The sequence below is a fragment of the Variovorax soli genome (genome assembly GCF_031454625.1).
In the GTDB taxonomy this organism is placed as follows: domain Bacteria; phylum Pseudomonadota; class Gammaproteobacteria; order Burkholderiales; family Burkholderiaceae_C; genus Variovorax; species Variovorax soli_A.
On sequence record NZ_JAVDRF010000001.1, the window covers coordinates 275,933 to 301,394 of the forward strand.

The 25,462-nt window shown below is 68.4% G+C and carries 23 protein-coding genes; 15 read left to right on the forward strand and 8 right to left on the reverse strand.

Going from position 1 to position 25,462, the window contains the following annotated elements:
- Position 1 precedes the first annotated feature (1 nt).
- The 4 genes from J2739_RS01380 to J2739_RS01395 form a co-directional block, all read right to left on the reverse strand.
- Positions 2-616, reverse strand: coding sequence for a LysE family transporter (locus tag J2739_RS01380; RefSeq protein ID WP_309897911.1), 615 nt, complete (start codon positions 614-616; stop codon positions 2-4).
- Positions 617-677: 61 nt separating this feature from the next.
- Complete coding sequence (gene rsmG, locus J2739_RS01385; RefSeq protein ID WP_309897912.1) at positions 678-1,316, reverse strand: 16S rRNA (guanine(527)-N(7))-methyltransferase RsmG; 639 nt, start codon at positions 1,314-1,316, stop codon at positions 678-680.
- Positions 1,313-3,262 carry a tRNA uridine-5-carboxymethylaminomethyl(34) synthesis enzyme MnmG gene (mnmG, locus tag J2739_RS01390; protein WP_309897913.1) on the reverse strand — a complete coding sequence of 650 codons (1,950 nt, stop codon included), beginning with the start codon at positions 3,260-3,262 and terminating at the stop codon, positions 1,313-1,315. Before mnmG ends, rsmG begins: the two co-directional genes overlap by 4 nt.
- A gap of 280 nt (positions 3,263-3,542) precedes the next feature.
- Positions 3,543-3,728, reverse strand: a complete 186-nt coding sequence (locus J2739_RS01395) for a DUF1328 family protein (RefSeq protein ID WP_309897914.1) — start codon at positions 3,726-3,728, stop codon at positions 3,543-3,545.
- A 173-nt stretch (positions 3,729-3,901) separates the two neighbouring features.
- Between J2739_RS01395 and gstA the strand changes: the two genes are divergently transcribed.
- On the forward strand, positions 3,902-4,510 hold the full coding sequence (gstA, locus tag J2739_RS01400; RefSeq protein ID WP_309897915.1) for a glutathione transferase GstA: 609 nt from the start codon (positions 3,902-3,904) through the stop codon (positions 4,508-4,510).
- A 231-nt stretch (positions 4,511-4,741) separates the two neighbouring features.
- Positions 4,742-5,845 (forward strand): alkene reductase, encoded by a 1,104-nt coding sequence (locus J2739_RS01405; RefSeq protein ID WP_309897916.1) that lies wholly within the window; start codon positions 4,742-4,744, stop codon positions 5,843-5,845.
- An 18-nt stretch (positions 5,846-5,863) separates the two neighbouring features.
- Here the strand turns inward: J2739_RS01405 and J2739_RS01410 are convergent, their stop codons facing one another.
- Both J2739_RS01410 and J2739_RS01415 read right to left on the reverse strand, forming a co-directional pair.
- Entirely contained in the window at positions 5,864-7,246 is a 1,383-nt protein-coding gene (locus tag J2739_RS01410; RefSeq protein ID WP_309897917.1) for a sensor histidine kinase, read from the reverse strand.
- 16 nt (positions 7,247-7,262) lie between these two features.
- On the reverse strand, positions 7,263-7,952 hold the full coding sequence (locus tag J2739_RS01415; protein WP_309897918.1) for a response regulator transcription factor: 690 nt from the start codon (positions 7,950-7,952) through the stop codon (positions 7,263-7,265).
- Between the two features lie 155 nt (positions 7,953-8,107).
- On the opposite strand from J2739_RS01415, the gene J2739_RS27860 reads away from it, so the two are divergent.
- Complete coding sequence (locus tag J2739_RS27860) at positions 8,108-8,593, forward strand: cation transporter (protein ID WP_405053802.1); 486 nt, start codon at positions 8,108-8,110, stop codon at positions 8,591-8,593.
- 113 nt (positions 8,594-8,706) lie between these two features.
- Complete coding sequence (locus J2739_RS01425; protein ID WP_309897919.1) at positions 8,707-9,480, forward strand: TIGR04325 family methyltransferase; 774 nt, start codon at positions 8,707-8,709, stop codon at positions 9,478-9,480.
- 28 nt (positions 9,481-9,508) lie between these two features.
- Here the strand turns inward: J2739_RS01425 and J2739_RS01430 are convergent, their stop codons facing one another.
- Positions 9,509-10,441, reverse strand: coding sequence for a YcjF family protein (locus tag J2739_RS01430; RefSeq protein WP_309897920.1), 933 nt, complete (start codon positions 10,439-10,441; stop codon positions 9,509-9,511).
- A gap of 78 nt (positions 10,442-10,519) precedes the next feature.
- Here J2739_RS01430 and creB point away from each other — a divergent pair, with 78 nt between their 5' ends.
- Both creB and creC read left to right on the forward strand, forming a co-directional pair.
- Positions 10,520-11,263, forward strand: coding sequence for a two-component system response regulator CreB (gene creB, locus J2739_RS01435; RefSeq protein ID WP_309897921.1), 744 nt, complete (start codon positions 10,520-10,522; stop codon positions 11,261-11,263).
- Positions 11,260-12,699 (forward strand): two-component system sensor histidine kinase CreC, encoded by a 1,440-nt coding sequence (creC, locus tag J2739_RS01440; RefSeq protein ID WP_309897922.1) that lies wholly within the window; start codon positions 11,260-11,262, stop codon positions 12,697-12,699. Before creB ends, creC begins: the two co-directional genes overlap by 4 nt.
- Positions 12,700-12,723: 24 nt before the next feature.
- Here the strand turns inward: creC and J2739_RS01445 are convergent, their stop codons facing one another.
- Positions 12,724-15,069: a penicillin-binding protein 1A gene (locus J2739_RS01445; RefSeq protein ID WP_309897923.1), complete on the reverse strand. Its 2,346-nt coding sequence runs from the start codon at positions 15,067-15,069 to the stop codon at positions 12,724-12,726.
- A gap of 204 nt (positions 15,070-15,273) precedes the next feature.
- On the opposite strand from J2739_RS01445, the gene J2739_RS01450 reads away from it, so the two are divergent.
- From J2739_RS01450 to J2739_RS01490, 9 genes are all read left to right on the forward strand, one after another.
- A complete protein-coding gene (locus tag J2739_RS01450; RefSeq protein ID WP_309897924.1) occupies positions 15,274-17,346 on the forward strand; it encodes a VIT and vWA domain-containing protein in 2,073 nt (690 codons plus the stop codon).
- A 13-nt stretch (positions 17,347-17,359) separates the two neighbouring features.
- A complete protein-coding gene (gene xrtQ / locus J2739_RS01455; RefSeq protein WP_309897925.1) occupies positions 17,360-18,289 on the forward strand; it encodes an exosortase Q in 930 nt (309 codons plus the stop codon).
- Positions 18,267-18,848, forward strand: coding sequence for a hypothetical protein (locus J2739_RS01460; RefSeq protein ID WP_309897926.1), 582 nt, complete (start codon positions 18,267-18,269; stop codon positions 18,846-18,848). Before xrtQ ends, J2739_RS01460 begins: the two co-directional genes overlap by 23 nt.
- Positions 18,849-18,861: 13 nt before the next feature.
- Positions 18,862-20,136: a biosynthetic peptidoglycan transglycosylase gene (locus tag J2739_RS01465; RefSeq protein ID WP_309897927.1), complete on the forward strand. Its 1,275-nt coding sequence runs from the start codon at positions 18,862-18,864 to the stop codon at positions 20,134-20,136.
- Positions 20,137-20,223: 87 nt separating this feature from the next.
- Positions 20,224-21,330 (forward strand): ABC transporter ATP-binding protein, encoded by a 1,107-nt coding sequence (locus J2739_RS01470; RefSeq protein ID WP_309897928.1) that lies wholly within the window; start codon positions 20,224-20,226, stop codon positions 21,328-21,330.
- 45 nt (positions 21,331-21,375) lie between these two features.
- Positions 21,376-22,653, forward strand: a complete 1,278-nt coding sequence (locus J2739_RS01475; protein ID WP_309897929.1) for an ABC transporter substrate-binding protein — start codon at positions 21,376-21,378, stop codon at positions 22,651-22,653.
- Positions 22,650-23,540 (forward strand): ABC transporter permease, encoded by an 891-nt coding sequence (locus tag J2739_RS01480; protein WP_309897930.1) that lies wholly within the window; start codon positions 22,650-22,652, stop codon positions 23,538-23,540. Before J2739_RS01475 ends, J2739_RS01480 begins: the two co-directional genes overlap by 4 nt.
- Positions 23,541-23,542: 2 nt before the next feature.
- Positions 23,543-24,433: an ABC transporter permease gene (locus J2739_RS01485; protein WP_309897931.1), complete on the forward strand. Its 891-nt coding sequence runs from the start codon at positions 23,543-23,545 to the stop codon at positions 24,431-24,433.
- Between the two features lie 116 nt (positions 24,434-24,549).
- Positions 24,550-25,452 (forward strand): pirin family protein, encoded by a 903-nt coding sequence (locus J2739_RS01490; RefSeq protein ID WP_309897932.1) that lies wholly within the window; start codon positions 24,550-24,552, stop codon positions 25,450-25,452.
- The last annotated feature ends 10 nt before the right edge of the window (positions 25,453-25,462 follow it).

Genomic DNA, 25,462 nt, shown 5'->3' on the forward strand with positions numbered 1-25,462 from the left:
GCTACTGGGAGGCCGCCAGCTTCACGCCAAAGCCGATCAGGAACACGCCCGCCAGCTTTTCAAGCGCCGTCTTGATACGCGGATTGGCGCGCAGCCGCTCCGCCAGGAAGTGGGTGAGCAGCGTGGCGGCCAGACAGTAGGCGAAGGTCAGCACCGCGATCGTCAGTGCCATGGCGCCGAACGTCAGCAGACCCTGGTGGCGAACCGGGTCGACGAAAAGCGGAAAGAAGGCCATGTAGAAGACGATGGCCTTGGGGTTCAAGAGCGTGATCATCAGGGCTTGCCGGAAATACTGGCGCGGGCGGATGTTGAGCACCGGGGCGGCGCCCGGCTTGGCCGTCAACATCCTGAATCCCATCCAGCCCAGGTAGGCCGCGCCCAGCCACTGCACCGCCTTGAAGGCTGGCGGATAAGCGCTGAGCAGCGCGGCCACCCCGGCGACGGCCGCCCACATCAGCAGTTGGTCGCCGGCGATCAGACCGAAAGCAGCCGCCAGACCGCCGCGGATGCCGCCCTTGCCGGTGGAAGTGATGATGGCCAGATTGCCCGGCCCTGGAATCGCCAGAAAAATAATGATGGCGATAACGAACGCGCCGTAGTCAGCGATGCCGAACATGGAATTTGCCTCGGATGGGAGAGGCTTCGAGTCTAAGCGAGGTCAATGCGATGAAGGCTTGTCAGTCCGCCTGTTTTCGGGCCCAGACAATGCATCGATCGGCTTCCAACCCGGGAACGCGCAGTTGTTCCACGTGAAACACCTGGATTTCATGCGACACCAGCGCCAGTTCTCCGCTGGGCACTTTGCCTTTCATGGCCAGCCAACGGCCGCTCGGCGCCAGCAGGTGCTTTGATCCCGCGAAGAAATCGGGCAATGAGGCGAAGGCGCGTGAACTGATCAGGTCAAAAGTCCCGGCCAGCGATTCCACCCTTGAATGTACGCCCCGCAAGTTCGGCAAGCCGAGCTCTGCGGACACCTGCTGGACAAAAGCGGCTTTCTTGGCCACCGCATCCAGGCACGTGACCGCGATGTCGTCGCGCATGATAGCGATGACCACCCCCGGCAATCCAGCCCCCGCCCCAACATCGAGCAGCGCCGCCCTCCCCGGCCACTCGCGCGCCAACGGCGCAATGATGGAGAGACTGTCGAGCAGGTGGTGCGTCAACACACTCGCCGGATCACGCAATGCCGTGAGGTTGTAGACCTTGTTCCACTTCAGGATCAGCTCGCCGTAGGCGAGGAGCCGTTCGCACTGCCGATCGTCCAGGTTGACGCCAAGCGCAGCTGCACCCGCGTGCAACTCCCTTTCGGAACTCATTCGCTGATTTGCCGCGATTCGGCCACCGCGTCTTGGGCAAAGGCGCGGTGCCCGCCCTTGCGCAGATGAATCATCAGAAGCGAGATGGCCGCCGGAGTCACACCAGAAATGCGCGACGCCAGGCCCAGGGTTTCGGGCCGATGCTTGGCCAGCTTCTGCCGAACCTCAAAGCTCAGGGCCTTGACCTGGCTGTAGTCCAGATCGCCCGGCAGCCTGAGATTCTCGAAGTGCGCAGCGCGCTCCACCTCGTCATGCTGGCGGTCGATGTAGCCGGCGTACTTAGCGGCGATTTCGATCTGCTCGATCTCCCGTTCGCCCAGCGGCTCGTCCGCAGCGTACTTGCCGCCATCCAGTGACATCAGGGAGGCGTAGTCCACATTCGGCCGACGCAGAAGGTCGCCCAGGTTGTACTCCCGCTCGATCGCCTTGCCGAGCACGCGCTCTGATTCACTCCCGGGCAGGTTCCGCGGGTTCACCCAGATCGACCGCAAGCGCTCTGTTTCACGTGAAACAAGGTCTCGCTTGCGCGAGAAGGCATCCCAGCGTGCGTCGTCCACCAGCCCCAGCTTGCGGCCAGCTTCAGTCAGACGCATGTCGGCGTTGTCTTCGCGCAACTGAAGCCGGAACTCGGCGCGGCTCGTGAACATGCGGTAGGGCTCTGTCACACCCTTGGTGATCAGGTCATCCACGAGCACACCCAGGTAAGCCTCATCGCGGCGCGGCAGCCACGCGTCCTCGCCGCGGCACAGCAGCGCCGCGTTGATGCCGGCAAACAGGCCTTGAGCGGCGGCTTCCTCGTAGCCTGTCGTGCCATTGATCTGCCCGGCGAAGAACAGCCCCTGGATGGCGCGCGTCTCGAAGCTGCTCCTGAGCTCGCGCGGATCGAAGTAGTCGTACTCGATGGCGTATCCTGGGCGCAGGATGTGAGCGTTCTGCAAGCCCGCCATCGAGCGGACCAACTGGTACTGAATGTCGAAGGGCAGGCTGGTCGAGATCCCATTGGGGTAGTACTCGTTGGTCGTCAGCCCCTCGGGCTCCAGGAAGATCTGGTGGCTCTCCCTGTCGGCGAAGCGGTTGATCTTGTCTTCCACGCTCGGGCAGTAGCGCGGCCCCACTCCGTCGATCTTCCCCGTGAACATCGGGCTGCGGTCGAAGCCGGAGCGGATGATCTCGTGGGTGCGCGCATTGGTATTGGTGATCCAGCATGGCATCTGACGCGGATGCATCTCGGTGCGGCCCATGAAGCTGAAGACCGGCATCGGCCCAGCCCCGCCGGGCATGCCGTCTCCCGGCTGCTCGACGCACTGGGAGAAATCGATGCTGCGTCCATCCAGCCGCGGCGGCGTACCGGTCTTGAGGCGGCCTTGCGGCAGCTTCAGTTCCTTGAGCCGCGCCGACAGGCTGACCGCCGGCGGATCGCCTGCACGGCCTGCCTGGTAGTTGTCCAAGCCGACATGGATCCGGCCGTCGAGAAAGGTCCCGGCAGTCAGCACCACGGCGCGAGCCCGGAAAGCGATCCCGACCTGTGTCACCGCGCCCACCACCCTGTCGCCCTCGACCATCAGGTCATCGACCGCCTGCTGGAACAGCGAAAGATTCGGCTGGTTCTCCAGCCGGCGCCGGATCGCCGCCTTGTAGAGCACCCGATCGGCCTGCGCGCGCGTCGCCCTTACCGCCGGCCCCTTGCTCGAATTGAGGATGCGGAACTGAATCCCGGCTTCATCGGTTGCGATCGCCATCGCGCCGCCGAGTGCATCGACCTCCTTCACCAGATGCCCTTTGCCGATACCGCCGATCGACGGGTTGCAGCTCATCTGCCCCAGCGTCTCGATATTGTGGGTGAGCAGCAGCGTGCGGACACCCATCCGGGCGGAGGCCAGCGCGGCCTCGGTGCCGGCATGACCGCCGCCAACGACGATCACATCGAATTCTTCGGGATAAAGCATGGGCGGGGCGCACCTGCGCGTGCGCTTGCGGAAACGGGCGTCGATTTTATCGCGCAGATGACACCTGCAGGCGCGCAGGGGCAAGTCGCCACCTCGCCCAACCTCCCTCAAAGTCGCTTGTCATCTTGCCCCAGTGCTATTGTTTTCATAGCATTCGACTGCAGCCCCGCTCACCGGTTTCCCGCTGCCCCCAGCGGCACGCCGGGCACGTGCGCAGCAGCAGATCGCCAAAGAGCTGCCGTGCGCAATACGACATCGGAAGGGCGCCGCCCCGACACCGTCAGTCCAGGGCTTTCTTCGCAGCGCCGACCCCCAGGGCGGCCAGTACCAGGAAGAGCACGGCGAGAATCAGGAACAGGCCGAACAGCAGCTTGGCAATGCCGGCGGCGCCCGCAGCGATGCCGCCGAAGCCGAGCGCAGCCGCGATCAGCGAGATGATCGCGAAGATGATGGCGTACTTCAACATGACGGGACTCCTTCGATTGCGGCCCCCGCCGCAGCGCAAGGGAGCATAGGAAGCCCTTCCTCCGCCACTGATAGTCAGCTCGCCCGAGGCACCGTAGGACAAAAACGCAGCGCGGTCGAAACCGCTAGCATCGCCCTTCCGCATCGTCCTCAACATCCCCTGGAGTCTTTCGCATGAAGCTGTACTACTCGCCTGGCGCTTGTTCGCTGTCGCCGCACATTGCGCTGCGCGAAGCCGGCATTGCCTTCGAGCCCGTGCTCGCCAGCACCAAGAGCCACAAGCTGCAGGACGGCACCGACTACTACGGCATCAACCCGCTCGGCTATGTGCCGATGCTCGAGCTCGACGACGGTACGCGCCTGCGGGAAGGCCCGGCCATCGTGCAGTACATCGCCGATCTCGCCCCCACCAAGAACCTGGCACCGGCCCCCGGCACGCTGTCGCGCTATCGTCTGCAGGAGTGGCTCACCTTCATCGGCACCGAGATCCACAAGACTTACTCCCCCTTGTTCAGCCCCGCCATGCCCGACGAGGCGAAGGCCATCTTCAAGAGCAAGCTGCAGTCGCGTTACGAGTGGCTCAACCGCGAGCTTGAAGGCAAGGCATACGTAATGGGCGAGCACTTCACCGTGGCCGACGGCTATCTCTTCACCGTCACCAACTGGGCCAAGCCCGTCGGCCTCGACCTGTCGCCCTACCCGAACGTGCAAGCCTGGCATGCGCGCGTCGGCGCTCGGCCGAAGGTCCAGGAAGCGCTCAAGGCAGAAAGCCCGGGCAAGTAAAGGCGCGGCGCGGGCTCAGCGGACCTGCCTGGCGGCCGCTGCCGTGGCGCCAGGGCGGCCCGCCGCCTACCCGCAGGGCTCGGGCAGGCCTGGAGAACGCTGCAGGTCGCCGTTTTTGGGGACGGCCATTCTGCTGCATCCCCAGCAGAGATGCGACAACCCCACGGCAGCACGCCCGTGCGCATCGCATTACCGTCGAGCGCATCCCCCTCACAACAAAAGGAAAAATGGATGTCCTCCCTCTTCGATCCGATCCAGGCCGGCGATCTGAAGCTTGCCAACCGCGTCGTCATGGCGCCGCTCACGCGCAACCGCTCGCCCAACGCGGTGCCGCCTCCCATCGCCTCCACCTACTACGCGCAGCGCGCCGGCGCCGGCCTGCTGATCACCGAAGCCACGGCCATCAGCCACCAGGCCCAGGGCTACGCCGACGTGCCGGGGCTTTATTCCAGTGAGCAGCTCCAGGGCTGGAAGCGCGTCACGGAAGCCGTCCATGCCGAGGGCGGCAAGATCGTCGTGCAGCTCTGGCACGTGGGCCGCGTCTCGCACAACGAACTGCAACCCGGCGGCGGCAAGCCGGTCGCCCCTTCGGCCATCGCGGCCAAGACCAAGACCGTGCTGATCCGCGACGGCGTGCCCACCTTCGCCGAAACGTCCGAGCCGCGCGCCCTCGACGCGGGCGAGCTGCCCGGCATCGTCCACGCCTATGCGGCGGCCGCGCGCAATGCGGTGGAGACCGCCGGCTTCGACGGCGTCGAGATCCATGCGGCCAACGGCTACCTGCTCGACCAATTCCTCAAGACCGGCAGCAATCACCGCAGCGACGACTACGGCGGCAGCATCGAGAACCGAGCCCGCCTTCTGCTCGAGGTCACGCGCGCCGTGGTCGACGCCGTCGGCGGCGGCGTGACCGGCATCCGGCTGTCGCCGGTCACGCCAGCCAACGACGTGCACGATGACGATCCGCAGCCGCTCTTCGAGTACGTCGTGAAACAGCTCGCGCCGCTGGGCCTGGCCTACATCCACGTCATCGAAGGCGCCACCGGCGGGCCGCGCGAGCTGGAAGACCGGCCGTTCGACTACGAAGCGCTGAAGGCCGCCTACCGCAAGGCCGGCGGCCGAGCCGCCTGGATGGTGAACAACGGCTACGACAAGCCGCTGGCGGAAGCTGCCCTGAAGGAAGGCGACGACCTCGTGGCCTTCGGAAAGCCCTTCATCTCGAACCCCGACCTCGTGCGCCGCTTGCGCGAAGGCGCTCCGCTCAACCCTTGGGACAAGAGCACCTTCTACGGCGGCGACGAGAAGGGCTACATCGACTATCCGGCGCTGGCCTGATCCTGGGAGTCTTGACGCCTAGCCCGCAGGCGCGGCGCCGAAAGCCACGCTGACCCGCAGCCCGCCCGCCTCGCCCGCCTGCTCGAAGCGCAGCTCCGCATCCAGCAGCGCGGCATAGCGTGCCACGATCGCCAGCCCAAGGCCGGCGCCCTGCCCCAGCTTCATGCCCTCGGGCCCCTGCGACCAGCGCTGCACCAGCGCGCGCTCCAGCTCGGGCGCGATGCCCGGGCCGTCGTCGATCACGGCCAGCGTGCGCCCGGCCAGCGCGATGGTGATGGTGCGGCCGCCGTAGCGCAAGGCGTTGTCGATCAGGTTGTCGAGAATGCCCTCGACCAGCGCGGCATTGGCCAGCACCGTCACCGGCACCTCCAGGCCCAGTGCGCCCAGGTCCACGCCCTTCGCATCGGCGCGCGCCAGATGGCGCAGCACCGCCTGTTCCACCAGCACGTCGAGCCGCAGCGGCTCGCGTTGCAAGGCGGTATGCCCTTCGTCGGCCAGCGCCAGGCCGAGCAGCTGGTCGACCAGGCGGCTGGCGCGCGCCTGGCTGGCGGCGATCTGCTGCAGCTGCTCGCGCCACACGCCGGGGGCCTGCTGCGCGAGCCCGTAGTCCGCCAGTGCGCGGATGCCCGCCAGTGGCGTGCGCAACTCGTGCGCCACATTGCCCGCGAACTCGCGCTGCGCGCGCACGCTGTGCCCGAGGCGCTCGAACAGGGCATTGAGCGTCTCGCCCAGGCGCTCCAGCTCGCGCGAGCTGCGTGCCACCGGCACCGGCGCCAGGTCGCGCGCATCGCGCCGGTCCAGCGTCAGGCGCAGCTCGCCCAGCGGCCTCAGCTCGGACTCGATGCCGCGCCACAGCCAGACCGCGAGCAGCGCCAGCAGCACCAGCTGCGGCGCCAATGCGTAGGCCAGCAGCCGCTCGACCAGCGCGCTGCGGGCCCGCGTGGTCTGCGCGATCACCACCCGGAACGCATTGGGCGGCTCGTGATTCAGCACCACCGCGCGCAGCGGCTGGCCATGGTGGCGGATGTTGGAAAAGCGGTAGCGCGCTCCCTCCTCGGGCAGCGGCGCCTCCAGGCCCGGATTGCCCGCCAGCAGCGAGCCGTCCTGCCGCAGCACCGCGAAGTACATGGTCTCGGTCTGGTCGAAGAGCACGCTCGTGACCTCGCGCGGCGTGAGCCGCAGCTGAATGTCGCGCTCGCCCGATTCGACGTTGGCGAAGACCGCGTAGGCGTCGTCGAGCAAAGAGCGATCGAAGGCCTGTTCGGTGAAATGACTGGCCACCGCGACGGCAACCGCCGTGCCCGCGAGCCAGGTCAGCGCCAGCGGCAGCAGCACCCGCCGCAGCACGCGTGCGGTGAGCGAGGGTGCGCCCGCCGCTGCAAGGCGGGCCGGCGCGTTCATCGGACGACCCCTGCCCTCAAGCCGTCGCTTCCAGCAGGTAGCCGATGCCGCGGAGCGTGCGGATGGCGGCGCCGCTGCCGGTCAGCTTCTTGCGCAGCCGCGAGATGAAGGCTTCCAGCGCGTTGTCGCCCAGCGCCTCGTCGAAGGTCGAAAGCTTGTCGGACAGCGCGCGCTTGCTCACGGTGCGGCCCGGCGGGCTCATCAGCTCCCACAGCACCTCGAACTCGCGCGCCGGCAGGTCCAGCGGCGCGCCGGCCACCATGAAGCGGCGCGCCTTGCGGTCGAGCTTCAGCTGGCCCAGTGTCGCGATGTCTTCGGTGCCCTGCGCGCGTCGCACCAGTGCGCGCAGGCGGGCCTCGACTTCGGCGAGGTCGAAGGGCTTGCCGAGGTAGTCGTCAGCGCCGGCATCCAGGCCCGCGATGCGCTCCTCGGTCCGGTCGCGCGCCGTCAGCACCAGCACCGGCGTGCGATCGCCGCGGGCGCGGGCATGGCGCAGCACGGTCAAGCCGCTCGCGAGGCCGCTGGTCGGGCTGGCAGTGGCCGGCAGGCTCAGGTCGAGCAGCACTGCGTCGAAAAGCTGCACCCGCCACAGGTGGTCCGCGTCCTCGACATTGGCCGCGACGTCGACGCGGTGACCGGCATCGCCGAGGCTGCGCAGGACCACGCCGCGCAGCACGGCATCGTCTTCGACCAGGAGGATTCGCATGGGGTGGATGAGAAACAAAAGAAAGGGCCCGGAGACCGGGTCCGGGGGCACGCCGCCGGTCAGCAGGCGGTCAGCCCGTCGACGCGACAAACGGGAACGAGGATACGACAGCGCGGCGCGCGTTGCGTTCCTCGTGCCGCCCAGGAACTCGCCCCATGGCCACGCCCACTTTCAACACCATCGCTGCCATCCTCGCCCAGGACTTCCATGTGCCGCCGGCGCAGCTGCGTGCCGACGACGTGCTGGACCATCTCGGGCTGGACCGTCGCGAGCGTCTCGAATTGATGTTTGCCGTGGAGGACGCCTTCCGGCTGCGCATACCCGGGCACCGACTCGACCCGCGCGAGCCCGGCATCACCCTTCAGCAAGTGTGCGATGCCGTCGACCTTGACATTGACACCGTGGCAGAGTCGACACTCTCGCTTCAAATCCCTGAAGGAGCAACGATGAGCCAGAAATTCCAGGTGTCGGGCATGAGCTGCAGCCACTGCGTCAGCGCAGTCCAGAACGCGGTGCAGGCGATCGATCCCAAGGCACAGGTCACGGTCGACCTCGAGACCGGCCATGTCGACGTGATGAGCACACAGCCGCGCCAGGACATCGTGCTGGCCATCGAGAACGCGGGCTATCGGGTCGAGTAACGCCCCGGCCCCGTCGGCGGCCTTCGCCGACATTTCGAAAAAGTTGAATACCTTTGTTTCAAAGTGCAAAATGCGCGCTGCAACTGCACTCAACCAAAAGGCAAAAGGCGCTCATGCTGTCGAGTCTTCTTCCCCCGTCGGTGCGCGAAGCCGCCTACCGGCGCAAGTTCCTGGAGAACCGTGAGGAGAACCTCTTCATGGGCTCCTTCGAGAGCTTCGCCGCCGCGGAGGCCGGCGCGCCGCCCTCGAAGGCCGTCGGCTACGACAACGCCCCCGCCGATGCCTTCTACAGCCACCAGGTGGCCTTCTACGATTACCCCGGCCTGTTCTGGCTCGGCCGCGCGCTCGACGACGGCATGCGCAGCATCTTCGACCTCGGCGGCCATGTCGGCATCAAGTACTACGCCTTTCGCCGCATGCTCGACTACCCGGCCGACCTGCGCTGGACGGTCTGCGACGTGCCGACCGTGGTCAAGATGGGCCGCGAACTCGCCGTGCAGCGCGAGAGCACCGCGCAGCTGAGCTTCAGCACCGACTTTCGGGACGCGAGCGGCTATGACGTGCTCTACGCCTCCGGCAGCCTGCAATACCTGCCGCTGCGGATCTCCGAGATCATCGCGGCGCTGCCGGTGAAGCCGCGGCGTATCGTGCTCAACACCACGGCCGTGCACCCGGAGCGCACGCTCTACACGCTCAACAGCATCGGCTTCGCCGTCTGTCCCTACCGCATCCAGCACCACGACCAGCTGCTCGCCGAACTGGCCGAGTCCGGCTACAAGCGCCGCGATGCCTGGCGCAACGAGGGTAAGCCGATCGAGGTGCCCTTCGTCGATGGCGGCGACAAGCCCTACTACGCGGGCTGCTGCTTCGACCTGCACCAGGGCTGAAGGCAACGCCGGTTGCGCCGCGCCCGCCTCAGGCGCCGCGCACCATCGCCATCACCTTGCCCGCGTCGAGCGTGCGGGCCTTCTCCTGAATTTGCGGCAGGTAGCGCGTCTGCAGGCCGTGGGCCTCCTGGGTCACGCTGGCGAAAGCGTCCTTCAGCATCTGCGTCGACAGCGTGCGGCCGCCCGCGTAGTAGCGCTTCGCCACGTGGCCCAGCGCGTACGTGCTCGCGAAGCTCATGCCCGAGCTCACGGCCTGCTTGCCCAGTCCGCCGAGCAGACCACCGCCCATCTTGCCGAGCAGCCCGCCCAGGAGCTTGCGGCCGGCCTGCTCGAGGTACTGCGAGGTCAGGCCGACGCCGACGGTCGCGAGAAAGTCCTTCACATGGCCGCTGTCGAGCTCGTAGCCATGGGCCTTGCCGATGCGATAAACCAGCTTCATCTGCAGCGGGATGATCGCCATCGTCGAGAGCGTCTCGGGCAACAGCTCCAGCGCACCGTTGAGGACTGCGGCGTTGAGGATCGCCTGGTCCAGCGCAGCGCCGTCGACGGTGGACGTTGCCGCAGCAGCGGCGGCCGGCGCCAGCGGCACGGCGGCCATGTCCTCGGCATGCTGCGCGAACTGCGTCGCCTCCGGCGTCTCCAGCCCCAGCGCCGCGCGGGCGTCGGCGAGGAACAGGCGCTCGGCTTCCGACTGCGCGCCGTCGGCATCGCAGACGCAGACGGCCATCTCGTAGGCCAGCTGCCGGGCATCGGGGCTCGTCAGCTCGCCGGCCACCGAAGCCAGCGACACGCGCTTCATGAGCACGTCCTGATAGAGCATCGGCAGCTGCACGCCGTCGGCCTGCGACAGGCCCTCGGCGATGCGCTTGATCTCCGCACGCTCGCGCTCGTGCTTGTCGCCGTCGACGAAAGCTGCCAGGAGGCTGAGGCTCACGATGGCCCGGGTTTCGGTTGGGGTCACGATGGGGTCTCCGGAAAGTGCAAAGCCCTGTTCGTTCGCCGATGGGCGCAAAGGTTCCGGGCCGCTACCATCCGCCCCATGCCCTCCCACCCGCGGATCCTGATCGCCGAAGACGAATCCGGCATCGCCGACACCCTCCAATACGTGCTCAAGACCGACGGCTTCCTGCCCGTGTGGTGCGCCACGGCCGAGGAGGCCATCGCCGAGTTCGCGGCCGAGCCGCCGGCGCTGGCCATCCTCGACGTGGGCCTGCCCGACATGAACGGCTTCGAGCTCTTCAAGCGCCTCCAGGCGCTCAATCGCGCGCAAGGCGGCGCCGAGGTCCCGATGCTCTTCCTCACGGCGCGCAGCGACGAGATCGATCGCGTGGTGGGCCTCGAGCTGGGTGCCGACGACTACGTCGCCAAGCCCTTCTCGCCGCGCGAACTGGTGGCGCGCGTGCGCACCATCCTGCGGCGCAGCGAACGCGGCAACGGCCAGGCGCCGGCGGGGACCGCGCCCGCGGCCGCCCCTTCCGCCTCGCCCTTCGCGCTCGATGCTGAGCGCATGCAGCTGCGCTACTACGGTCGCCTGCTCGAGCTTTCGCGCTACGAGTACGGGCTGCTGAAGCTGCTGGTGCAGCGCCCCGGCCGCGTGTTCACGCGCGACGAGCTGCTCCAGCTCGTATGGGACGACGCCAGCGAGAGCTTCGACCGCACGGTCGACGCCCACATCAAGACCCTGCGCGCCAAGCTGCGCGCCGTCGCGCCCGAGGTCGAGGCGATCCGCACGCTGCGCGGCACGGGCTACGCGCTCAACGAAGCGCTGCCATCGAGCCTGTGAGCCGAAGAACCCGCATCTTCATCGGCATCCTGCTGATCTACACGGCAGGCATCGCCCTCCTGCTCTACCGCGTGGTCGCCGACATCGACCCGCGCTACCGCGAGTCGGCCGAGGAATCGCTGGTCGAAGCCTCGCAGTTCATGGCGAGCCTGGTCGAGCAGGACGTGATCGCCGGCGCCATCAACACCGCGCGGTTGGAGCCGCTCTTCCGCTCGGTGTACGCGCGCCAGTTCTCCGCCCAGATCTACAACCTGCACAAGAGCCGCGTCGAGCTGCGCGTCTACGTCACCGACCGCAGCGGCCGCGTGCTCTTCGACTCTCTGGGCCGAAACAAGGGCGCGGACTATTCCCGATGGAGCGATGTCAGCCGCACCCTGGCCGGCATGTACGGCGCGCGCACCTCGCGCGACATCGAGGGCGATCCGCTGACCTCGGTGATGTACGCCGCCGCCCCCGTGCGCTGGAACAACGAGATCGTCGGCGTGGTCAGCGTGGGCAAGCCTGTGCAGAGCTTCGGCCAGTTCATCGAGGATGCCCGCGCCCGCACCCTGTGGGTCGGCGTCGGCTCCGCCTTCGCGCTGCTGGTGGGCGCACTGATCGTCTCGGTCTGGCTGGTGCGGCCCTTCGGCCTGATCTCGGACTATTGGCGCTGGCTGCGCAGCCAGCGCAGCTGGAGCCTCGCGCGCATGCTGCGCCGCGCCGTCGACACCCTGCGCAGCGGCTTCGGCGAGATGCGCGATGCGCTCACCGGCCGCAGCTACGTGGCCGACTACGTCCAGACCTTCACGCACGAGATCAAGAGCCCGCTGTCGGCCATCCGCGGCGCCGCCGAGCTGGTGCAGGAACCCTCGATGCCGCAAGCCGAACGCGAGCGTTTCCTGGCCAACATCACGCACGAGACCCAGCGCATCCAGGAGATCGTCGACCGCATGATGGAGCTCACCGCGCTGGAAACCCAGCGCGCGCTGGAGCGCAGCGAGTTCGTCGCCCTCGCGCCGTTGCTGCAGGAGGTGGCGGCCAGTGCGCAAGGCGCGGCGGCGGTGCGCGAAATCCGCTTGCACGTGGCGATCGACGGCGATGCCCGCGTCGAGGGCGACCCCTTCTTGCTGCGGCGCGCACTCAGCAACCTCCTCGACAACGCCATCGACTTCTCGCCCGCCGGCGCCGAGGTCGCGCTGGCCCTGCACGCCGGCGCGCGCGAAGCGCGCATCACGGTGCGTGACCATGGCCGCGGCATTCCCGACTACGCCAAGGACAAGGTCTTCGAGAAGTTCTACTCGCTCGCGCGCCCTCATAACCAGAAGAAGAGCACCGGCCTCGGCCTCGCCTTCGTCAAGGAGATCGCCGGCCTGCACCGCGGGCGCATCGAGCTCGCCAATGCGCCGCGTGGCGGCGCCTTGGCCACGCTCACGTTGCCGCTGGCCTCGCACGGCTGAAGAAGCCAGCGATGAGTCCGAACTTCAGCGGAACAGGTCGAGGATGCTGCTGCGCTCTTCCGGCGTCGGCGCGTCGCTGAGGGGCAGCCCCGCCAACGCTTCGGCTGGCGGCACAGCCCCTGCCTCCGTGCCCAGGCTCGCGATGCCGCGGCCGGGCGCATAGTCGTCGTAGTACCACTCGCCCTCCACCTGCACCACCCCCGCCGGCACCGGCACCGGCGCGACGGGGACGCCCTGCAACGCCGCCTGCATGTAGCCGGTCCAGATCGGCAGGCTCAGGCTGCCGCCGGTCTCGCCGCGCACGCCGAGCTGGCGCGGTGTGTCGTAGCCGATCCAGGCCACGCCCACGCGCGTCGAGACAAAGCCGGCGAACCAGGTGTCGATCGAGTCGTTGGTGGTCCCGGTCTTGCCGTGCAGGTCCTCCCGCTTCAGCGCCTGCCAGGCCTTGGCGCCGGTGCCGTTGCGCACCACGCTTTGCAAGAGCGAACTGACGATGAAGGCGTTGCGCTCCGGAATGGCGCGTGTCGTTTCGTCGCGCAGCGGTGGCGGCACCTCGACCAGCACCTGGCCCTTGCGGTCGGTGATGCGAGTCACCAGCGCGGGGCTCACGCGATAGCCGCCGTTGGCGAAGACGGCATAGGCCGCCGCCATCTGCATCGGCGTGACCGAGCCGGCACCCAGGGCCATCGGCAGGTAGGCCGGGTGCTTCGCACGCTCGAAGCCGAAGCGGCCGATCCAGTCCTGCGCATAGCGCGGTCCGATCGACTGCAGCACGCGGACCGTGACCATGTTCTTCGACTGTTCCAGCGCGCGGCGCAACGTCATCGGGCCTTCGAAGCGCCCGTCGTAGTTCTTCGGCTCCCAAGCCGCGCCGCCCGTGGCGGCGGCATCGAAGAAGAGCGGCGCGTCGTCGACCAGGGTGGCCGGCGTGAAGCCCTTCTCGAGCGCCGCCGAATAGATGAAGGGCTTGAAACTCGAGCCCGGCTGGCGCCAGGCCTGCGTCACGTGGTTGAACTTGTTCCGGCCGAAGTCGAAGCCGCCCACCAGCGCGCGGATCGCGCCATCGCGCGGGTCGAGCGACACGAAGGCGCCCTCCACCTCCGGCAGCTGCGCGATCTCCCACGATCCCTTGGGCGTCTTCGCCACGCGGATCACCGAGCCGCGCCGCACGCGCAGGTTCGGCGCGGCCCGCGGCGCGAGCCCGGCCTGGGCCAGGCGCAAGCCATCGCCGGAGATCCGCAGACTGTCGCCATTGGCACGCACGGCCACCACCTCTTTCGCGTCGGCCTGCAGCACCACGGCGGCCAGCACGTCGTCGCTGTCGGGATGCTCGGCCAGCGCCTCGTCGACCGCATCGTCCAGGTCGGCTGCATCGGAAGGCAGGTCGACGAAGGCCTCGGGTCCGCGCCAGGGCTGCCGCCGCTCGTAGTCCAGGATGCCCTTGCGCAGGGCCTGCCAGGCCGCCGCCTGCTCCGTCGCCACCAGCGAGGTGCTGACCTTGAAGCCGCGCGTATAGGTGCTCGCGCCGTACTGCGCGACCATCAGCTGGCGCACGGCCTCGGCGGCGTGCTCGGCGTGCAGGTGCTTCGGCTCGGAAGGGTCGCGCAGCCGCAGCGGCTCCTGCTTCGCTCGAGTCGCCTGGTCTGCGCTGATGGCGCCCGTCTCCACCATGCGGTCCAGCACGTAGAGCTGGCGGGCGCGCGCGCGGCGCGGATTGCTCACCGGGTCGTTGGTGCCCGGCGCCTTGGGCAGCCCCGCCAGCATCGCGGCCTCGGCCAGCGTGATGTCCTTCAAGGGCTTGCCGAAGTAGCGCTCCGACGCCGCCGCGAAGCCGTACGCGCGATGGCCGAGGAAGATCTGGTTCAGGTAGATCTCGAGGATCTGGTCCTTGCTCAGGTGCTGCTCGAGCCGGAACGCGAGCAGCGCCTCCAGCAACTTGCGCGACAGCGTCCGCTCGGCGCTCAGATAGACGTTGCGCGCCACCTGCTGCGTGATGGTGGAAGCGCCCTGGTGCATGCCATGCCGCAGGTTGGCCAGCACGGCGCGCAGCAGGCCCTTGGGATCGATGCCCGGATGCTGGTAGAAGCGTGCGTCTTCCACCGCCACCACCGCGTCCTTCAGCGCCTTCGGCATTTCGGCGATGGGCACCAGCTCGCGCCGCTCCTCGCCGAACTCGCCGATCAGCACGCCGTCGGAGGTGTAGACGCGCAGCGGCAGCTTGGGCCGGTAGTCGGAGAGCGCCGAGACATCCGGCAACTGAGGTGAGAGCACCGCGAACGCGATTCCCGCGATGCAGGCCAGTGCAAACGCGGCCAGGACCAGGAAGCCCAGCACCTTGATGAGCACGGAATGTCGAAGCCGCGCGAGCATGGAAGTTCTCCTCATCGATGACGATGGGTCGATGCTGGCCGCGCCGCCCGAAGCGCATGTGAAGTGCGCCGGGTGCCGGACTTCACACGGGCTTCACAGGGCGCCGCTTGCTTCAAGAAGGCTTCCCACTCCCTTCGCCTGCGCTCTCGACATTGGCTCCCGTGCACCGTTGCACGAATCCATCGAGGGAAAAGGACCATCGCCATGGAAGCCATCACCACCCGTTCCGGCCGCTGGCTCTGGCTCGCGACCATCGGCGTCGCGAGCGCCGGCTTCGCGCTGCTCGTCGCGCGGCCCCTGCATGCGCAGGAAGCGCCCGGCCCGCGCCTGAAGACCGAGAGCCCGTACTTCTTCGTCAACAGCGACGACCCGAGCATCGACGCGCTGCCGCTCAAGGCCACCGAGGTGGACGTCCAGGTCTCGGGCGTGATCGCGGACGTCACCGTCACCCAGACCTACCGCAACGAGGGCACGCGCGCGATCGAGGCGAAGTACGTGTTCCCCGGCTCGACACGCGCGGCCGTCGGCGGCCTCCACGTGCGCCTGGCCGAGCGCCTGATCACCGCGCAGATCCGCGAGAAGCAGCAGGCGCGCATCGACTACGACGCCGCGAAGAAGGAAGGCAAGACGGCCGCGCTGCTGGAGCAGCACCTGCCCAACGTGTTCCAGATGAACGTCGCCAACATCCTGCCGGGCGACGAGGTCAAGGTGGAACTGCGCTATACCGAGCTGCTGCTGCCGCAGGGCGGCAACTACCAGTTCGTGTTCCCCACCGTGGTAGGGCCGCGCTACAACAGTCCGCAGTCCGCGCAGGCCCCTGCGAAATGGGTGGCGCAGCCCACCCTGCGCGCCGGAGTGGCGCCGAACACGAGCTTCAGGATGAAGGTCGCGCTCGACGCGCCGCTGGGCATCAAGGAAGTGCGCTCCGCCACCCACACCATCGAGGTCGGCAAACGCGACAACGACCAGCATGCCGAGATCACGCTGGCGCGCACGGGCGAGCCCGCCGACAACCGCGACTTCGTGCTCGACTGGCGCCTGGCCGGCGAGAAGATCGAGTCGGGCCTGATGCTCTACAAGGGCCGGGGGGAGAATCCCGAGAACTTCTTCCTTGCCATGGTCGAGCCGCCCAAGTCGGTGGCCGCCAATGCCATCTCCCCGCGTGACTACATCTTCGTGGTCGACATCTCGGGCTCCATGCACGGCTTCCCGCTGGACACGGCCAAGGTGCTGCTGGAGCGGCTGATCGGAGGCCTGCGGCCCAGCGACACCTTCAACGTGCTGCTGTTCTCGGGCAGCAGCAAGATGCTGTCACCGCAGTCGGTGCCTGCGACCCGCGCCAACATCGAGCAGGCGCTCGCCACCATCCAGAACTACGGCGGCGGCGGCAGCACCGAGCTCATCCCGGCGCTCAAGCGCGTCTACGCAGAGCCGAAGGCCGAGGAGGTGTCGCGCACCGTGGTGGTGGTGACCGACGGCTACGTGACCGTGGAGCGCGAAGCCTTCGAGCTGGTGCGCCGGAACCTGTCGAAGGCCAATGTCTTCGCCTTCGGCATCGGCAGCTCGGTCAACAGGCACCTGATGGAAGGCCTGGCACGCGCCGGCATGGGCGAGCCCTTCATCATCACCGACCCGCTCCAGGCGCCCGAACAGGCGGCGCGCTTCAGGCGCATGGTGGAGTCGCCGGTGCTCACCCACGTGAAAGCCACCTTCGTCGGCCTCGACGTCTACGACGTGGAGCCGCAGGCGCTGCCCGACGTGCTGGGCGAGCGCCCGGTGATCGTGTTCGGCAAGTGGCGCGGCGAGCCCAAGGGCCGCGTCGTGATCGAGGGCCGGGGCGCGGAAGGCCCTTACCGCCAGGAACTGGTGGTCGACCCGAAGACGCGCCAGGACGCCGCCGCGTTGCGCAGCCTGTGGGCGCGGCACCGCATCGCCAGCCTGAGCGATCAGGAGGCGCTGGAGGGCGGCGATGCCTTCAAGCAGCGCATCACCGAACTGGGCCTGCGCTATGGCCTGCTCACGCAGTACACCAGCTTCATCGCGGTCGACAAGGTGGTGCGCAACCCTGCACCGCAAGCCAGCACCTCGGTGGACCAGCCGCTGCCGCTGCCCAAGGGCGTGAGCGAGCAGGCGCTGGGCCAGGGCCCGACGCTGGGCGCCGAAGTGCCGACCACGCCCGAACCCGAGACCTGGGGCGCCATCGCGGTGCTGCTGTCGATGCTGGCCATGCTTCGCCGCCGCGCGCGCCGCCACGATGCGCGCCGCTACACCGCATGAGGAGGATGCAGGCATGACCCTCGATCAACTCGCCCGCGCGCATCCCCGCGTGTTCGACTGGGGCATCCGGCTCGACCGCGCGCCCGCCGGCGCCTGGCTGGCGTTGCAGGCCGCTGCGCTGGCGCCGACCTGGCTCTGGATGGCGCGCCGGCTGCAGGATGGCGCCGACGATCCGCTGGGCCCGCTGGCGCTTGGCGCCCTGGCCTTCTTCGCGGCGTCGAAGCGTCACGCACTGCGCGCGGCACCGCGCCTTGGCTGGCTCGCCCTCGCCGCCACCGGCACGCTGGCGGCCACCTTGCTGCGCACCGGCATCGGCCCCGTGCCGGCGCTGCCGCCGCTTGCGGCCGGCCTCGTCGCCGTGCTCGCGTTTGCCGCCGGCCTGCTGGCCTTCCTGCCGCGCCCAACGGCCAGGTTGCCGGTGCTGGGCCTGGCGGTGCTGGCCCTGCCGCTGCTGTCCTCGCTGCAGTTCTATGCCGGCTATCCGCTGCGCGTGATCACCGCCGAGGCCAGCCGCTGGCTGCTGGCGCCGGGCTTCTCGGTGCTGCGCGAGGGCAGCAGCCTGCTGGTCGATGGCCGGTTGGTGATCGTCGATGCCCCCTGCTCGGGCGTGCAGATGGCCTGGTTCGGCTATTTCACGGCCTGCGCGGTGGCGCTCTGGGCCCGGCACGGGGACCGGCGCTTCCTGGCCCGGCTGCCGGTCGTGGGCCTGCTGGTGCTGGCCGGCAACATCCTGCGCAACAGCGTGCTGGTGGGCTTCGAGGGCGCCGGCCACGCGCTCGCGCCCTGGCTGCACGAGGCGGTCGGCCTGGCCGTGCTGGCGCTGGTGTGCGGGGCCATCGCGCAGCGGATGGCGCCGGCACGCCGGGCGCCTTTCATCTCCAACGCCGTTCCCGGCCTGATCACCACCCCCGGAGCCCGCCGTGTCGATACCGCTCTTTCTTGAACGCTGCTTCGGCAACCGCTTCCTCAACCGCATCGCGCACAAAGCCGCCTTCGCCGGGGTGATCGCGCTGTGCCTGTTGTGGTCGGGCGCCTCGGCCCTGCTTCCGTCGCCGCCGCCGGCCCCGGTCGCCAACTTCCACGAATGGCCCAGCCACTGGGACGGCGCCGCCCTGCGGCCGATGGCCCTGGGCGCCGTCGAGCAGCGGTTTGCCGAGCGCTTCCCCGGCGCCATCGCCCGCCTGACCGACGGCCGGCAGACCCTGGTGCTGCGCCAGGTGAACGCGCCCACGCGCCTGCTGCATCCGGCCGCGGACTGCTACCGGGCGCTGGGCTTTCGCATCGGCCAGGCCGGCCTGGAGCGGGATGCGCAGGGCCGACTGTGGCGTTGTTTCGTCACCGACGGCCCCGGCGGGCAGAAGTTGCGGGTCTGCGAGCGCATCGTCGATGCCGGGGGCACGGCTTTCACCGACACTTCAGCCTGGTATTGGGCGGCGGCCGGTGGCCGGTCCAAGGGGCCCTGGCAGGCCGTCACCCTGGCAAGGCCGATCGCGTTCGAGTGACTGAGAGATTTTTTTGAAGAAAGCGCTGCTCTTCCTGCTTTTCGGCCTGCTGGCCCTGGTCCTGACCGCCGCGGTCGCCATCTACCTGGTCGTGAAGCTGGCGCTGGCGCCCAGTCCGGGCGAGTGGCCGACGCGCGTCGAGGCGGGGCCTTTCTCGCTCGAGGTGGGCGTCCCCACCGCGATCCGGCTCGCCACCTCCTCCTGGTTCGCGCCCTGGCTGGCCGGCCGCAGCTTCGAGACCGAGCACGGCCCGGTACAGGTCGGCTGGAACGAAGCCGGCACCACCCTCGAACTGGAATGCGCCCCCTGCAGCGCTTCCGTGCCGGCGCTGGGCAACGCACCGATCCGCCTCGACAAGCTGCGCTTCACCGCGCGCCGCGACGCCGGCTCGCTCAACGGCGTCATCGAGGCCACGCCGGGCGCGACCACCGTCTCCAGCGTGGCGGGCGACAACGTGCTGCGCGCCCGCTGGGACGGCCGGCTCACGCAGAAGGCCCTGCAGATCCACATCGATGCGCCCGACGCGCCGATCGCCCGCTGGTACAGCGTGCTGGCGCCCGAGCTGCCCGAGCTGCAGCGGGCTCGGATCAGCGGCACGCTGGCGCTGCGCGCCCAGCTCGACCTGCCGGCAAACCATCTCGCGCTGCATCCGCGCATCGAGCAGTTCAGTGTCGAAGGGCTGGGCACCGAAGCCTTGCTCAACGCCCGCACCAGCTGCGGCCCGCCGAGCCGGCTGACCGCCGACAGCTGGCTGGCGCGCGCGGTGATCGCGGCCGAGGACCAGCGCTTCTTCAGCCACCCCGGCTATGACCTGGCCGAGCTCACGGCCGCGCTCGATGCCAACCAGAAGGCCGGCCAGGTCGAGCGCGGCGGCAGCACCCTCAGCCAGCAGCTGGCCCGGCTGATCCTCACCGGCAGCGAGCGCAGCGCCGAGCGCAAGCTGCGCGAACTTCTCTACGCGGTGGAGATGGAAGACACCCTGGGCAAGCCCCGCATCCTGCAGCTTTACCTCGATAACGCACCTTGGGGCGAAGGCCTGTGCGGCGCCGAGGCCGCGGCGCGCCGCTACTTCAAGCGCAGTGCCCGCAACCTGGAGCCGGCCCAGGCGGTATGGCTGGCCTCGATGCTGAACAACCCGGGCGCGGCGCTCGAGAAATGGCAGCGAGACGGGCACATCGACTTGGAACGCGCCAAGTGGGTGGCCGAGGGCCTGCGTGGCCTGACCCGTGGCCAGCGCGAGTCGCTGCTCAGGAACCTCGCCGCGGCGCGCTTCGCACCGCCGCACTGACACGGGCAGCGCCCGCACCAAGTCGACGCGTCGCGGACCAGCCCCGGCTACGCAGCCGCTGGCATCCATCTTGCGAAGCCGGCATCGATGGATGCCGTCACCCCCCTTCCGCCCGCGGCGGTCGAAATCGTCGCGCTCAGCAAGCGCTACGCCGCCGGCGCGCCGCCCGCCGTCGACCAGATCGACCTGCGCATCGCCAGCGGCAGCTACTGCTGCCTGCTCGGCCCCTCGGGCTGCGGCAAGAGCACCACGCTGCGCATGGTGGCGGGGCATGAATCGGTGTCGGGCGGCGACATCCTGCTGGACAACCGCAATATCACGAACCTGCCGGCCGCTGCCCGAGGCACGGCCATGATGTTCCAGAGCTTCGCGCTGTTCCCGCACCTCACGGCGCTCGACAACGTGGCCTTCAGCCTCAAGATGAAGGGCGTCTCCAGGCTCGAGCGCCACCGGCGCGCGGGACAGCTGCTCGAGCGCGTCGCGATGGGGCACCTCGCGCAGCGCAAGCCGGGCGAGCTCTCGGGCGGGCAGCAGCAGCGCGTGGCGCTGGCGCGCGCCCTGATCACCGAGCCGCGCGTGCTGCTGCTCGACGAGCCCCTGTCGGCGCTCGATCCCTTCCTGCGCATCCAGATGCGGGCCGAGCTGCGGCGCTGGCAGAAGGAGCTGGGCCTGACCTTCATCCACGTCACGCACTCGCAGGAGGAGGCGATGGCGCTGGCCGACACCATGGTGGTGATGAACCACGGGCTGATCGAACAGGTGGGCACGCCGCACCAGGTCTACAACCATCCGGCCAGCGAGTTCGTCGCCCGCTTCATGGGCGGGCACAACGTGCTCGAGACCCCGGGAGGGCTGATCGCGGTGCGCACCGACCACATGCAGATCGCGCCGGCCGCCACCGCCGACTCCGGGCTCGCCGCCCGTGTCACCGATGTCGAATACCAGGGCACCTATGTGCTGATCGGCCTTCAGCTCGAAGGCGCCGCGCCGGCACGCAGCGGCGTCTCGGTGCTGCTGCCGGAGAAGGTTTTCGCCACGCATCCGTATGCGGTCGGCGACCATGTGGGCCTCGGGTGGTCGCCGTCCGATGCGCGGCCTCTGGGCCCCGGGGCCGTCCGCCCTGAGCGCGAACCGCCTGCCGGACCGGTGTCGCGGCCCGCGCCCTTGTCAGCGCTCGCATCCATGGCGGCCTGACCCCCACTCATCCAGTTCCATCACCGCGCCCTCAGGAGCACAACCATGTCCGAACCCATCGATTCAACCAAAGGCAAAGGCGGCCTGCGGCGCCGCGCGCTGCTCCAGGGCAGCGCCGGCATCCTTGCCGCGGGCGTGTTCCCCGCCATCCATGCACAGGAGAAGATCGTGCTGCGCTACCTTGGCACCGCCGTCAACCAGGACAAGGCGATCGCCGAGAAGTTCAAGGCCGACACGGGCATCGAGATCCAGTACGTGGCTGTCACCACCGACGACGTCACCAAGCGGGCCGTGACCGCGCCCAACAGCTTCGACCTGATCGACACCGAGTACTTCTCGCTGAAGAAGATCGTCCCCACCGGCAACCTGAAGGGCATCGACACGAAGAAGATCAAGAACGCCGGCAAGATCACCTCGCTCTTCACCCAGGGAGAGGTGGGCGGCAAGAAGGTCGGCGACCAGGGCACGGCACCGAAGAAGGTCATCTTCCTCGAGGGCGAGAAGAGCAAGGTGTTCGCCAAGTCGCCGACCCAGTTCATGTCGCTGATCCCGACGGTCTACAACGCCGACACGCTGGGCATCCGGCCCGACCTGATCAAGCGGCCGGTCGACAGCTGGGCGGAGCTGCTCAATCCCGAGTTCAAGGGCAAGACGGCGATCCTCAACATCCCCTCGATCGGCATCATGGATGCGGCCATGGTCGTGGAGGCCAAGGGCCTGCACAAGTACGCCGACAAGGGCAACATGACCAAGGCCGAGATCGACCTCACGATCAAGACCCTGATCGAGGCCAAGAAGGCCGGCCAGTTCCGCGCGCTGTGGAAGGACTTCAACGAGTCGGTCAACCTGATGGCCTCGGGCGAGGTGGTGATCCAGTCGATGTGGTCGCCGGCCGTGACGGCCGTGCGCACCAAGGGCATTGCCTGCAACTTCCAGCCGCTGAAGGAAGGCTACCGCGCCTGGGCGGCGGGCTTCGGCCTGCCGGCCACGCTCTCGGGCCGCAAGCTCGACGGCGCCTACGAATTCATCAACTGGTTCCTCGACGGCTGGGCCGGCGCCTACCTCAATCGCCAGGGCTACTACAGCGCGGTGCTGGAGACGGCCAAGGCGAAGATGGAGCCCTATGAGTGGGCCTACTGGATGGAAGGCAAGGCCGCGACGCAGGACATCAAGAGCCCGAACGGCGAACTGCTGGCCAAGACCGGCGCGGTGCGCGACGGCGGCAGCTACGAGCAGCGCATGGGCGGCATCGCATGCTGGAACGCGGTGATGGACGAGAACGAGTACATGGTCCGCAAGTGGAACGAGTTCGTCGCCGCGTGAACATATCGGCAGCTGCGAGCATCAAGCCCTGGTGGCAGGCCGCCCCGTTCGCGGCGGTCTTCCTGCTTTTCTTCCTGATCCCCCTGACGCTGATCGCCATGGTCAGCCTCTGGAACTTCAACGAATACGAGCTGATTCCGGCGCTCACCCTGCGCAACTACGCCAGCATCTTCGAGGGCTGCTCGCATCTCACGGACAACGGCGACTTCTGCGTCACCCTGTCGACCTATCTCAGCACGCTCAAGTTCTGCCTGCTGGTCTGGGCCATCACCCTGGTGATCGGCTTCTCGGTGGCCTACTTCCTCGCCTTCCACGTGCGCTCGCCGGGCATGCAGACGCTGCTCTTCGTGCTTTGCACCGTGCCCTTCTGGACCTCCAACGTGATCCGCATGATCTCCTGGGTGCCGCTCCTCGGCCGCAACGGCCTGGTGAACCAGGGACTGATGGGCCTGGGCCTGATCGAGACGCCGGTGGAGTGGCTGCTGTTCTCCGACTTCTCGGTCGTCCTGGCCTTCGTGCACCTCTACACCATGTTCATGATCGTGCCGATCTTCAACTCGATGATGCGCATCGATCGCTCCCTGCTCGAAGCCGCCAGCGACGCCGGCGCCTCCGGCTGGCAGACGCTGTGGAACGTGGTGGTGCCGCTCTCGCGCACCGGGATCCTCATCGGCTCGATCTTCGTCATCACGATCGTGATGGGCGACTTCGTCACCATCGGCGTGATGGGCGGCCAGCAGATCGCATCCGTCGGCAAGATCATCCAGGTCCAGACCTCCTACCTCCAGTTTCCGCTGGCGGCGGCCAACGCAATGATCCTGCTGGCGCTGGTGCTGATGATCATCTGGGGGCTGACGCGGCTCGTGGACATTCGCAAGGAGTTGTGAGCGTGGATCCCATCGGCGCCCGACGCCCCTCGGGCTTCTGGCCGCTGGCCATCGTCTTCGCGCTCTTCGTGCTCTTTCTCTACGGGCCGATGATCACCATCTTCGTCCTGAGCTTCCAGGGCCCCGAAGGCGGACTCACCTTTCCGCTGCGCGGCCTCTCGCTGCACTGGTTCCACAAGCTGGCCGACGGCCTGGGCACGGTGGACATCGGCGCGGCCTTTCGTCGCTCGCTGATGCTGGGCACGGTGGTCATGCTCTTCACGGTCGTCCTGTCGGTCCTCGCGGGCCTGGCCTTCCGCAAGAAGCTGCGCGGCGGCCATGCGCTCTTCTTCGTCACGGTGGCGAGCTTGATCATGCCCTCCATCATCGTGTCGCTTGGCATCGGCTTGCAGTTCCGGCTTCTGGACAGCGGCATCAAGGGCGCGCTGGCGGCATTCGAAGCCAACGGCGCGCTCGAGAACTACGGCACCGCGCTGGGCCTGCTGAGCTCCGCGCTCGGAGCGCATCTCACCTGGACGCTGCCCTTCGGCCTGCTGATCATGTTCGCGGTCTTCAACCGCTTCGATCGGGCCTACGAAGAGGCCGCGCGCGACTTGGGCGCCACGCCCTGGCAGAGCTTCCGTCACGTGGTGCTCCCGCTGATCGGCCCCTCGATCGTGGGGGTCGGCATGTTCGGCTTCACGCTCAGCTGGGACGAGATCGCGCGCACCTCGCAGGCCATCGGCGACGTCAACACGCTGCCGCTCGAACTGCAGGGACTGACCTCGACCGTGACCACGCCCGCCATCTACGCGCTGGGCACTGTCACCACCATCGTTTCTTTCGCGGTGATGGCGGTCGCGCTCGGCAGCGCGGCCTGGCTGCGGCAGCGCGCGGCGCGGCAATCGCGCTGAGCGCCCGGTCAGGCGGCGTCCCCACCGGCAGCGCGGGCATCGGTCCGTGTCACCATCCCCGCGTGAGCGCAGCACGGTGGTCCCGAAGGCGCTCGCACCGCAGGCAAAGGCAACCCATGACGACCTCGAACAACGCCCACTCCCCTCACCATGTCCAAGCCCTGACGCTGGTCCGGCCGCGCGGCATCGACCAGATCGTCGCCGGCGTCTCCACCAGCGATGGCGACGGCGTCAAGCTCACGCGCGTGCTGCACCAGCCGCTGCAACAGCGCCTCGATCCCTACCTGATGCTCGATGCCTTCGGCAGCGACAACCCGGGCGACTACATCGGCGGATTTCCCAGCCATCCGCACCGCGGCTTCGAGACCGTCACCTACATGATCGCCGGCCGCATGCGCCATCGCGACAGCGCCGGCCACGAGGGCCTGCTGGCCAACGGCGGCGTGCAATGGATGACCGCCGGCCGCGGCCTGGTGCACAGCGAGCTCCCCGAGCAGGAGGAAGGGCTGATGGAAGGCTTCCAGCTCTGGCTGAACCTGCCCGCCAAGGACAAGATGCGCGAGCCCTGGTATCGCGACATCCAGAGCGAGGAGATCCCCGAGCTCGCCACGCCGTCCGGCGTGCACGTGCGCGTGATCGCCGGCGAGAGCCACGGCATCGCCGGCGCGGTGCAGCGCGAGCACACCGAGCCGCTCTACCTCGACCTCACGCTGCCCCCGGGCACCGAATTCGCCGAGCGCCTGGCGCCGGATCGCAACGCGCTGGTCTACGTGTTCCGCGAATCGCTCTACATCGGAAGCAGCGAGATCCCGACGAAGCGCATGGCCATCCTCGCCAACGATCCGGACAGCGACGGCGTACTGCTGCGCGCGCCCGCCTCCAACCACAGCCCGGCACGGGCGCTGCTCATTGCCGGCAAGCCGCTCAACGAACCGATCGCGCAGTACGGTCCTTTCGTGATGAACACGCGCGAAGAGCTGACGCAGGCGATGCACGACTTCCAGAACGGAAGGCTGTAACGCGGTCCTC